Consider the following 10,339-nt stretch of genomic DNA (forward strand, 5'->3'; position numbering starts at 1 on the left):
TGAAGCGCTCGCACGGCGGCGCTTCGACGCGTGGTAAGGCTCCGTCAGCCGCCGCGCCCACTGCGAGCAGGCTGGAAACCGCCATGGGAAGAAAATGGCGTTTTCCTGCAACGACGTACTTCACCCTGGATAGTTTTTATCGATGCTTGCCGGTGGTGCCTCACCGCGTGGCATCGCCTCCCAACCGATGAACACGCTGTAATCAAGCACCGGAATGGCACCTTCATTGACATTATTTGATCAATTTTCACGATAACCCCGTCGACGAAATGTCCATAGGAATCGTCGCATGGCCGGTGCAATCGGCGAGCCCATTATATAACCAAAATAATACCAGTCAATTTACGAAATCATTATTCGATACATCGTTAAAATTGTTCATAATCAATGGTTTATATAAATATCGACGCGACTGTACGATTGATTTCGCATTGGTGATTACCCTTGCATGCAGCCCACTTCGCTGAGGCCGGTCTACACACTATAGACGCCCTGTGAGCTTCGCAAGCTATCGTCAGACGCAAGGATGGCACGGTCATACTATTTTTCGGCACAATGATTCAAATCGGTTCGCCAGGGGAAACGGCGAACCGTGAACCACATGATGAGAGAGGCGAAGAAATGAGGAGCCGTAGCTCGAACGAGGGAATGACTGAAGCAGTGCGCAAGTTTCAATGGTTTTACACGCGGCACGTCTGGGCGCCGTACGAACTGACGGAGCAGAGTGCGTTATCGCCGACCGAGTGGCGCGTCCTTTTCGCGGTGATGCACGCGGGCACGACAATCGCAGCCGATCTTTCGCGCACGCTCCAGATAAACACGGGCTATCTAAGCCGGCTGCTGAACGATTTCGAGCGTAGTGGCCTGATCGTCAGGAGTCCATACGCCGGCGACGCGCGCAGCAGGCACATTTCGTTGGCGCCTGCCGGGGAGAGCGTGCTGGCTGCGACAAGCACGCACGTACGCAACAATGTCTCGACGGCTCTCGAAGCCATGACGCCGGATGAGGGCTCGCAGCTGATGGCATCGATGGAGCTCGTCGAGAAACTGCTGACACTGCCGCAAGGCTCACCACGGGTCCGGTTGCGTGGTCCGCGTCCGGACGATTTTGGCTGGATCGTCGAGCGCGAGGCACAACTCGGTATCGGGAGCAGCGCAGCAAAACGGGCACGCGAGATGCACGCCGCGAGGGTCGTCGCAGAATATCTGACAGCGCCCGATCCCACGCGCAACAGGTGCTGGATCGCGGAGAAAGATGGCGTGAGCGCGGGCGCGGCCTTGTTGATCGGTTCGCCTTCATCCGCCGATGTGCGGATCGTCTTGCTCTTCGTCGAGCCGGATTCGAGACTTGAAGGCATCGACCGGCGTTTGCTCGAAGCATGCCAGGAATTCGCCATCGAATCGGGCTATGAGCGCATTGAATGCGTGGCGGGTCTTTACATTGAACTTGCAGAACCTCTCCTTCGCGGCTGCGGATTTCAAGCGCAACGCGACGACGAAACGGTGTGGGAGAAATACCTGAAGTAGCCGGGCCTGGAAACCAGAAAGCCCGTTCCAACTTGCGTTGAAACGGGCTTTTGTCTTTTGCGCCTGCGCGGCGTGTGTTGCGCTTAATCCAGCAGCAATTTCAGATCATGAACCCAGATGTCGACACCCTGCCCGTCGCGAGCAAATAGCCTCAAGCGTCCCTGCGGATCGAAGACGTAACTGGCCGCCGTATGGTCCATTGTGTATTCGCCCGCTGCCTTGCCCGGAACCTGCGCGTAGTACACGCGGAAGTCCTTCGTGATCTTCACGAGTTGCGCGGTATCGGCGGGACGCAAGCCAATAAACGACGGATTGAACGCCGCGACGTATTCGCTCAGCAAAGGCGCGGTGTCGCGTGCGGGATCGACGGTGACCATCAGGACCTGAACGCGCTTGGCGTCATCGCCGAGCTTCTGGAGCGCCTGCGATAACTCAGCCATCGTGGTCGGACATACGTCCGGGCAATGCGTATAGCCGAAGAACAGCACGACCGCCTTGCCCTTGAAGTCGGCCATTGTGCGGGTCTTGCCAGTTGTATCAGGTAACGAGAAATCGCTGCCGAACTGCGTGTTGCCAGTAATGTCGAGATTCGTGAATGCCGGCTTGCTGTCGCACGCGGCGAGCAATACGGCAGCGAATGCAAATCCCATCCAGACAACGATCCCGCGAACTGAAAACTTCATACGCCGATCACCGTCCGCACGTAATGATCCACGAGCAGTGCGCCGAACAGCAGCGACAGATACACGATGGAGAACCGGAAGGTCTTGCGCGCGAGAGCATCGGAGTAATCACGATAAATCTTCCACGCATACCCGAGGAACATGCCGCCGAGCACAACGGCGGATGCGAGATACAGCACGCCGCTCATGCCCGAAATGAAGGGCATCATGGTCACGGCAAAGAGGATCACGGAGTACAGCAGGATGTGCAGGCGCGTGTATTTCTCGCCGTGGGTGTTGGGCAACATCGGCAAGCCGGCGTTCTCGTAGTCCTTTCTTCTGTACAAGGCCAGCGCCCAGAAATGCGGCGGCGTCCATACGAAGATGATCAGCACGAGAATCCAGGCGTCGCCGGGAACATGACCCGTCACCGCCGCCCAGCCGAGCGCCGGCGGCATGGCGCCGGAAGCCCCGCCGATCACGATATTTTGCGGCGTGGCCGGCTTCAGCAAACACGTATAGATCACCGCATAGCCCACGAACGTGGCGATGGTCAGCCACATGGTGAGCGCATTCGTGAACGTGTAGAGCGTCCACATCCCGGCTGCACCGAGCACCGCCGAAAACAGCAGGATCTGCGCAGCCGTGATTTCGCCACGCGCCGACGGACGCCATGCGGTGCGGCGCATCATGGCATCGATTTTTTGTTCCATCAGGCAGTTGATGGCAAACGCGGCGCCGGCCAGCAGCCAGATGCCGACCGTTCCGCCGATCAACACAGTCCAGGGCACCATGCCGGGCGTCGACAAGAACATGCCGATGACCGCGCAGAACACCGCAAGCTGCGTAACGCGCGGCTTGGTCAGCGCAATGTATTGCGAGAGGCGGCTACCGGAGGGAGAAATCAGTGTGGTGCTGTCCATAGAAACTCACGGAGCTTGGCGCGGGAATGATGCGGATACCGCGTCCAGCGAGGCGGTGGCGGACGATCCCGCAGCGGGACTCAGGGCGTGGCCGTGGCGGCTGGAAGAGATCCGAAAGTTTATCATAACGAGCAGCAGCAGCAGGATGGCCGCACCACCGTTGTGCGCCACCGCGACAGGCAGCGGCCATTGCAACAGGATGTTCGAGAGGCCGGTCAGGAACTGCACGACGATCACGAACATTACGCCGTTTGCCGGCTTTCTCAATGACTCAAATCGACGCAGCTTCGCAGCGAGCCACAGCAGATAAAGCACCACGACGACCGCAAACGTACGATGCGTCCAGTGGATTGCGACCAGTGCGTCCTGCGAGATGACATCGCCGTCGCCGGTCATGCCGAGCGCGCGCCACAGATGAAAGCCGTGCTCGAAGTTCATCGGCGGAATCCAGGCGCCGTTGCATAGCGGGAAGTCCGTGCAGGCGAGTACTGCGTAGTTCGTGCTGACCCAGCCGCCCAGTGCGATCTGCACGATCAACAACAGCAAACCCACGAGCGCCGCTGGAAGCCAGCGGGCGGCGGCAGGGTTTATCGATGGAATCGGCGTCTGGCGCGCCGCCAGCCAGCCGAGCGAGCCGAGCAACGCGAGCCCGAGCAGCAAGTGAATGGTCACGATCACCGGCTGCAGCTTCATGGTGACCGTCCACGCGCCGAACGCGCCCTGCACCACGATCAGCAGCAAGATGGAAGTTGGCCACCACGGAGAGACGTGCAACGGGCGACGTTTCAGACGCGCCGTCCACGCAATGATCACCTGCGCGATGATCAACACGCCGATCGCCATCGCGAAATAGCGATGAATCATTTCAATCCACGCCTTGCCGATACTTACCGGCCCGGTGGGCATCGCCTGGTGCGCCGCCGTGATTGCGGCGTGCGCAATAAAAGGCGACGAAGTGCCGTAGCAACCCGGCCAGTCGGGACAGCCGAGGCCGGAGTCCGTGAGGCGGGTGAAGCCGCCGAACATCACGAGATCGAGTGTCAGGAAGGTGGTCAGCCAGACGAGCTTGCTAAATTTATTGTCGTCGGCTTTCACCCACACATAAGAAAGCGGCAACAACGCAATGCAAATACCGATCAAGCCAAGTTGTAAAACGTAAGTCATGCCTGCATGGCCCCTTTTGTCTCAACCAATCCGCGACCACTTCAGCAGCTTCGCCAGATCCGCCTTGATCTTTTCCGGCTGCGGATCCTTCGGGAAACGCATCATCAGGTTGCCGTTTGGATCGACGAGAAAGATGTGATCGGTGAGTTGCGAATCCGCGCCTGCCGGCAGCCACGCGGCCACAGCTTTCGGATCAGCGATGAGCATGCGCGTGTCCGGCTGCGGATACGCCGTCCGGATCACCGAGGACACGGGTTTGTCATCGGTACGCAGCCATACGTTGACCACGCGCTCACGTTCAGCCGACTGCAGCGCGCGAACCTGGCGCATGAAGTAGAGACGGGTGACGCACTTTTCGTCGCAATCGCCGCCGTTGACCGTGACCATCAGCCACTTGCCGCGCAAGGCGGAGAGCGGCATCGGCTTGCCTTGTTCGTCGGTGACGACGAGTTGATCGGGAATCGGGCGCTGCGGTTCGACCAGCGCGCCATAGCTCGTCGTGCCGCCCGTCGGCTTGACGACGTAGTACATGAAATACGACGCAAGCACCGGCGCCGCGCACACGAACGCGAGCAACAGCAACATCCAGCGCCCCTTGTTCCACGAACCGGGCGTGCGTTCCTGTTGCTGCGCCCGCGCTTTGTTCACAGCGGACGGCGAAGGACGGGGAGTTTGCATGGACAAAATGTTGCCTCTATTTGTTGGTCGCTTGGTTCGGTTTGCGTAGCGTCTTTAAATCTTCTGGTCGAGCGGCTGTGCCGGAAGATCCTTCGACTCGTCTTTCTTCGCGGCCCGTCGCGCGGCATACAGGCCGAATCCGAGCGCCGCGGCCGCCATGCCCCACCACTGGAGCATGTAACCGTAATTCGTATCGACACCCATGGTGGGCGCCGGCCAGTCCCGCACCAGCTTGTCACCGGTGTTGTTCGATTGCTGGATCACGAACGGTTGCAGCGGCAAGCCGGTCTCGGTGGCGTAGGCGGCGACACTCAGGTTCTGTCGAATCTTCAGTTTCGCATCCGATCCGCCGCGCCCGAGCTCGAACGCCTGCGATGCATTTGCGCGCGCAATCCCCTCGATGTCCACTTCGCCGCCAGGCGTGAGATACGGTTCGATACCCGTACGGTCCGCTAGATTCCGTGGCAGCCAGCCGCGGTTCACTAACACCACGCCGCCATCGTCGAGCTTGAGCGGCATCACCACATAAAACCCCGGCTGGTCCTGGTAGGGCCGATTATCCAGATAGACCACCTGATCAGACAGGAACGTGCCGCGGGCCTGCACGCGATGAAACTCGACATCCTTCAGGGCCATTGGCGCTGCGCTCACACGTTGCGCCGGAGCGTTCTCGAACGCGACGATCCGCGCATTGAGCTGCTCTTTCTGATGCGCACGATCGCGCTGCCAGAAGCCCAGACGCACCGTCACCGCCATCACGATCAGGATGATCAGCGCCGGCCAGAAGCGGATCTTCATACCGCGACCGCCGTATGTGCACCGATGAAACTTTCAACTCGCACGCGGCACATTACCTGCGATGCGATAATCGAGGAATCGAACTTCATAGGCCAACTGGCTGTCTTCATGCACATATTCGTTGCCATCGCATTCATTCTCATCATCGCGAGCCTGGGTTCGGCGCTGTACTTCATGATGACCGACAAGGGCAAGAGCAAGCGCATGGTGTGGTCCCTCGCCATGCGCGTCGGGCTGTCGATCTCGTTGTTTCTCTTCATCCTGTTCGCGCACTGGATGGGCTGGATTCAGTCTACCGGTATCCCGCTCGGCCGCTGATCGCGCATCAGTAAAGTGTTGGGCTCGAACTCCGCGCGATTTTCCGCGATCCAGCGCCTGACCGTGCAATCCGTGCTGCGACAAAACGGCACATCGTAAAAACGCAAAACGCCGCCCGAATCAGGTCGAGGCGGCGCTTTTCAAAGCATCTTCTTCAATCGACTTCAGACTATCTGGCGAAGGGTCCGCACTGATTGGCACGTCCCTTCGTAGTTCGCGCTTACAACCAATAGACGACCACGTACAACCCGAGCCAGACCACGTCCACGAAGTGCCAGTACCACGCGGCGCCTTCGAAAGCGAAGTGATGGTCCGCGGTGAAGTGTCCGCGGATTACACGCACGAGAACCACCGTCAGCATGGTGCCGCCGAGGAAAACGTGGAAGCCGTGAAAGCCGGTCAGCAGGAAGAACGTCGAGCCATAAACGCCGGACGCCAGCGTCAGGTTCAGTTCGTTGTAGGCATGGAAATATTCGTAGCCCTGGCAGAACAGGAACATCACGCCAAGGCCAACGGTCGCAGCCAGCCAGATAATCGTTTTCTTACGATGATTCTCGCGCAGCGCATGGTGAGCGACAGTCAGCGTCGCGCCCGAGCTCAGCAGCAGCGCGGTGTTGATCGTCGGCAGCGGCCATGGGGTCATGGAACGGAAATGGGAGATCAGCGCAGCCGGGCCGTTGTTCGGCCATACCGCGGTGAAATCCGGCCAGATCAGCTTGTAATCCAGGCTGCCGAGTTCGTGCAGCGCGATCTGCCGTGCGTAGAACAACGCGCCGAAGAACGCACCAAAGAACATGACTTCGGAAAAGATGAACCAGCTCATGCTCCAGCGGTACGACAGATCGACATTCTTGCCGTACATCCCGCCTTCCGATTCCCCGATGGAATCGCCAAACCAGTGCCACAGCGTATAAAGCAGCCAAAGCAGGCCGATAACAAAGCCGATCGGCCCCCACGGTTCACCATTCACCCACGACGCCAGCGAAGCCATCGAAATCAAAAGACCAGTGGCGGCCATGATTGGATGCTTCGACGGGTGCGGGACGAAATAGTACGGGCTTTCGTTTTGACCGCTCATTATTGATTCTCCACTTCGATCCAGTTGCTTGAATTTTTTCTGCCTCGGGCGCCGCCCCACGCGGTCCCACCAGCTTTATCCCACTACTGCCCGCACCACCACCAGCAACACGACGATAAACAGCACTGCCCCAATGACGCCCGCCGCGATCAGATGCAGCGGATTCAGGGACGCATCGCTTTCGAGGTCGCGGCGACGGCGCACACCGAAGAACGACCAGAAAACCGCCTTCAGCAACCGGAGAAAACTGCTCTTCGGAACCGGCTTTTGTATCTCGACCATCATGCTTCTCCGCCGCTTCACACGACTTGTGGACTACATCGCCGCGCATCCTTGCCTCGCGGGCTGCCTTGAAGGTAACCGCTTCTCAGGTACCGCTGCGTGACACCGTCGCCGGCGCGGTCAACTCAAAGAACGTGTATGACAACGTGATCGTTTTCACATCCTTTGGCAGCTTCGGGTCCACCACGAACACCACGGGCATGCGCCGGGTCTCGTTCGGCTTCAACGTTTGCTGCGTAAAACAAAAGCACTCGATCTTCTTGAAGTACTCGGTGGCCTGCATTGGCGCGTAGCTAGGAATGGCTTGCGCCTGAACCGTACGGCCCTGCTGGTTGGTCACCTCGTACATCACCGTCATCACTTCGCCGGGATGCACGTCGAGCGAGTTCTGCTCAGGCTTGAATTGCAACGGGCCGCGCGCATTGGCATCGAATTCGATGGCGATCTTGCGGCTCGTGTCGACCTGCGTGTTCTTCGCTTCCCGCGCGCCGACGTCGCGCTGCACAAGGTTGTTGATGCCGGTGATCGAGCAGATCGCACGGTACATGGGCACCAGCGCGAAACCGAAACCAAACATGGCGGCCGCGACGACGATCAGCTTGAACATCATCGAGCGATTGAACGCGCGGTCTTCCTTTACCTCTTGAGGCGTAGACACGTTGCTCCCTAGCCTCTCGAACGCACGTACTGGTCGACGACCACGGCCAGGAAAAACACCGCGGCTACCGCCAGCAGGATAAATCCGAGCCGCTTGTTGCCCGCGCGGACTTCGGCGGGCGTTCGTTGCTTCTGTGAATTACGGGTCATCCGATCAGACTTTATTCCGCTAGTCATGCATTCGCTGTCAGTGTGCTGCTGGTTTGGCCGGTGCGCGCCGCTTCTGCGGGACGCACCGCCAAAAAACTTACTCGACCTGCGGCGGACGCTCGAACGTATGGAACGGAGCCGGGCTCGGCACGGTCCACTCCAGTCCTTCAGCGCCGTCCCACGGCTTGTCTTCCGCCTTCACCAGATCGCCACCGCCGCGATACGTCGGCAATGCGACAGCGAACAGGAAGTACACCTGAGCCAGGCCGAAACCGAACGCGCCAATAGTTGCGATCTGGTTGAAGTCCGTGAACTGCGCCGGGTAATCCGCATAACGACGCGGCATGCCGGCGAGGCCCAGGAAGTGCATCGGGAAGAACGTGATGTTGAAGAAGATCATCGACGCCCAGAAATGGATCTTGCCGCGCGTCTCGTTGTACATCCAGCCCGTCCATTTCGGCGCCCAGTAATACCAGCCCGAGAACAGCGCGAACAGGGAGCCGGCCACGAGCACGTAGTGGAAGTGCGCCACCACGTAGTAAGTGCCGTGCATCTGGATATCGAGCGGCGCCATGGACAGGATCAGGCCCGTGAAACCGCCCATGGTGAACACGAACAGAAAGCCGATCGCGAAGATCATTGGCGTTTCGAAGCTCAACGCACCGCGCCACATGGTGGCAACCCAGTTGAACACCTTTACGCCCGTCGGCACGGCGATCAGCATGGTCGCGTACATGAAGAACAATTGGCCCGTCACCGGCATGCCGGTCGCGAACATGTGGTGCGCCCAGACCATGAACGACAGGATCGCAATGGAGGCCGTTGCATACACCATCGAGCTATAGCCGAACAGCGGCTTGCGCGAGAACGCCGGAATCACCTGCGACACGATCCCGAACGCCGGCAAGATCATGATGTACACCTCGGGATGCCCGAAGAACCAGAAGATGTGCTGGTACATCACCGGATCGCCGCCGCCCGCCGCGTTGAAGAACGACGTGCCGAAATGGCGATCGAACAGCACCATGGTGATCGCGCCTGCCAGAACCGGCATCACGGCAATCAGCAGGTACGCGGTGATCAGCCAGGTCCAGCAGAACATCGGCATCTTCATGAGCGTCATGCCGGGAGCGCGCATGTTCAGGATCGTCACGACGATATTGATACCGCCCATGATCGACGACGCACCCATCAGGTGGATCGCGAAAATGGCGAAGTCCATGCCCGGGCCCATCTGCGTGGACAACGGCGCGTACAGCGTCCAGCCGGCAGCAGTTGCGCCGCCGGGAACGAAGAACGACGTGATCAGCAGGATGGCGGCAACTGGCAGCAGCCAGAAGCTGAAGTTGTTCATGCGCGCGAACGCCATGTCCGACGCACCGATCTGCAGCGGGATCATCCAGTTCGCGAAGCCGACGAACGCCGGCATGATCGCGCCGAACACCATGATCAGCCCGTGCATGGTGGTCAACTGGTTGAAGAACTCGGGACGCATGATCTGCAAGCCGGGCTCAAAGAGCTCGGCGCGGATCATCAGCGCCATCACGCCCCCGGAGAGGAACATGATGAACGAGAACAACAGGTACAACGTACCGATGTCCTTGTGGTTGGTCGCGAACAGCCAGCGACGCCAGCCGTAAGGCAGCTCGTGCGCGTGCTCGTCGTGCTCATGACCGTGATCATGAGCGTGGCCGTGTTCGTGGCCCGCGGTTACATCGTGTCCGATGCTCGACATGACAATCTCCTAAAGCGAATACTGCGGCACTTGGGCGATACGCTACGCCTGCTTTCTTTCAGAAGGAAGCGGGACGTTTGGGTACGTACGTCAAGCAGCCGGACTGATCTCCACACGCCGTGCTTCTCTCGCGTCAGCACCGCCCGTGATCGTTTCCGGCTTCTTCAAAATAATGCGGTCTTCCGCAATGCCCGCGGCCTTCAACGCGTCGCGAACGGCTTGCGCGCGAGTCTTCGCCAAGTCGGCGTTGATCGCGGCAGAACCGGTTGCGTCGGTGAAACCCGACAACGTGAACTTTGCGGCCGGATGCGCCTTCGCGTAATCAGCGGCGGCCGTGACGGCTGCTGCTGCGTCGGCGGGCAACGCA

At 59.4% G+C, this 10,339-nt stretch carries 13 protein-coding genes; 2 read left to right on the forward strand and 11 right to left on the reverse strand.

Annotated features, from left to right (window positions below; translation table 11 throughout):
- Positions 1 to 648: 648 nt before the first annotated feature.
- Positions 649 to 1,527 carry a bifunctional helix-turn-helix transcriptional regulator/GNAT family N-acetyltransferase gene (locus ACRXB1_RS20590; protein WP_449493053.1) on the forward strand — a complete coding sequence of 293 codons (879 nt, stop codon included), beginning with the start codon at positions 649 to 651 and terminating at the stop codon, positions 1,525 to 1,527.
- 83 nt (positions 1,528 to 1,610) lie between these two features.
- Here ACRXB1_RS20590 and ACRXB1_RS20595 read toward each other — a convergent pair whose 3' ends face one another.
- From ACRXB1_RS20595 to ACRXB1_RS20615, 5 genes are read right to left on the reverse strand one after another with little or no spacing between them, the layout of a single operon-like run.
- Positions 1,611 to 2,210: an SCO family protein gene (locus tag ACRXB1_RS20595; protein ID WP_449493054.1), complete on the reverse strand. Its 600-nt coding sequence runs from the start codon at positions 2,208 to 2,210 to the stop codon at positions 1,611 to 1,613.
- The gene (gene cyoE, locus ACRXB1_RS20600) at positions 2,207 to 3,112 is read right to left on the reverse strand and encodes a heme o synthase (protein ID WP_061998339.1); all 906 of its coding nucleotides are present in this window, start codon (positions 3,110 to 3,112) and stop codon (positions 2,207 to 2,209) included. Before cyoE ends, ACRXB1_RS20595 begins: the two co-directional genes overlap by 4 nt.
- A gap of 6 nt (positions 3,113 to 3,118) precedes the next feature.
- On the reverse strand, positions 3,119 to 4,276 hold the full coding sequence (locus tag ACRXB1_RS20605; RefSeq protein ID WP_062168855.1) for a COX15/CtaA family protein: 1,158 nt from the start codon (positions 4,274 to 4,276) through the stop codon (positions 3,119 to 3,121).
- A 21-nt stretch (positions 4,277 to 4,297) separates the two neighbouring features.
- The gene (locus tag ACRXB1_RS20610; protein ID WP_375508030.1) at positions 4,298 to 4,960 is read right to left on the reverse strand and encodes an SCO family protein; all 663 of its coding nucleotides are present in this window, start codon (positions 4,958 to 4,960) and stop codon (positions 4,298 to 4,300) included.
- A gap of 48 nt (positions 4,961 to 5,008) precedes the next feature.
- Positions 5,009 to 5,752, reverse strand: coding sequence for an SURF1 family protein (locus tag ACRXB1_RS20615; RefSeq protein ID WP_449493055.1), 744 nt, complete (start codon positions 5,750 to 5,752; stop codon positions 5,009 to 5,011).
- Positions 5,753 to 5,860: 108 nt separating this feature from the next.
- Between ACRXB1_RS20615 and ACRXB1_RS20620 the strand changes: the two genes are divergently transcribed.
- Entirely contained in the window at positions 5,861 to 6,070 is a 210-nt protein-coding gene (locus ACRXB1_RS20620; protein ID WP_060817322.1) for a twin transmembrane helix small protein, read from the forward strand.
- A gap of 220 nt (positions 6,071 to 6,290) precedes the next feature.
- Here the strand turns inward: ACRXB1_RS20620 and ACRXB1_RS20625 are convergent, their stop codons facing one another.
- From ACRXB1_RS20625 to ACRXB1_RS20650, 6 genes are all read right to left on the reverse strand, one after another.
- Positions 6,291 to 7,148: a cytochrome c oxidase subunit 3 gene (locus ACRXB1_RS20625; RefSeq protein ID WP_061998335.1), complete on the reverse strand. Its 858-nt coding sequence runs from the start codon at positions 7,146 to 7,148 to the stop codon at positions 6,291 to 6,293.
- A gap of 75 nt (positions 7,149 to 7,223) precedes the next feature.
- A complete protein-coding gene (locus ACRXB1_RS20630; RefSeq protein ID WP_062168849.1) occupies positions 7,224 to 7,430 on the reverse strand; it encodes a DUF2970 domain-containing protein in 207 nt (68 codons plus the stop codon).
- Between the two features lie 85 nt (positions 7,431 to 7,515).
- Positions 7,516 to 8,088 carry a cytochrome c oxidase assembly protein gene (locus ACRXB1_RS20635; protein ID WP_082771355.1) on the reverse strand — a complete coding sequence of 191 codons (573 nt, stop codon included), beginning with the start codon at positions 8,086 to 8,088 and terminating at the stop codon, positions 7,516 to 7,518.
- A gap of 8 nt (positions 8,089 to 8,096) precedes the next feature.
- A complete protein-coding gene (locus tag ACRXB1_RS20640) occupies positions 8,097 to 8,237 on the reverse strand; it encodes a cytochrome oxidase small assembly protein (RefSeq protein ID WP_086383990.1) in 141 nt (46 codons plus the stop codon).
- A gap of 97 nt (positions 8,238 to 8,334) precedes the next feature.
- A complete protein-coding gene (gene ctaD / locus ACRXB1_RS20645) occupies positions 8,335 to 9,972 on the reverse strand; it encodes a cytochrome c oxidase subunit I (protein WP_061998332.1) in 1,638 nt (545 codons plus the stop codon).
- A 90-nt stretch (positions 9,973 to 10,062) separates the two neighbouring features.
- A partial coding sequence (locus ACRXB1_RS20650) for an OmpA family protein (protein WP_449493056.1) occupies positions 10,063 to 10,339 on the reverse strand: 277 nt, incomplete at its 5' end.

Source organism: Caballeronia sp. M23-90 (genome assembly GCF_053574605.1).